At 67.3% G+C, this 452-nt stretch carries 1 protein-coding gene; it reads right to left on the bottom strand.

Annotation, left to right across the window (positions count from 1 at the left end; translation table 11 throughout):
- On the bottom strand, positions 1–452 hold a 452-nt coding region (locus tag RM590_RS35620), incomplete at both ends, for an ABC transporter permease (RefSeq protein ID WP_311708959.1).

The raw sequence follows: 452 nt of genomic DNA, 5'->3' as shown, positions 1-452 counted from the left end.
ACATAGAGCGCACCCAACATCAAGGTGACGCCGGCGATGGCCGGGAAGTCGGCGACCGGGATGCTCTGCGCGATGTACTGGCCGATGCCGGGCCACCCGAACACCTGCTCCACAACGAGCACGCCCGAGAACATCAGGCCCACTTGAAGACCGGTCATCGACAAAGCAGACCCGACCGAGTTGCGCAGCACGTGGCGCGTCATGATCCGGCCCTCGGACAACCCCTTGGCCCGGGCTGTCCGCGCGTAGTCGCTGTCGATATCGGTCATCAGGCTGCTGCGCAGCACCCGCCCGATCGCCACAGCGGGCCCGATCGCGATCACGAGGGCGGGCAGCATCAGGTGCTGCACGGCATCGACCACCACGTCGAAGCGGCCGTGCACAAGTCCGTCGACGGTGAGCAGGCCCGTCGGCCCGGTGGGTGGATTCGCCACCGCGATACGCCCATTGGC

Source organism: Streptomyces litchfieldiae, from assembly GCF_031845365.1.
Lineage (GTDB): Bacteria > Actinomycetota > Actinomycetes > Streptomycetales > Streptomycetaceae > Streptomyces > Streptomyces litchfieldiae.
This window is presented reverse-complemented; position numbering and strand designations above follow the sequence as displayed.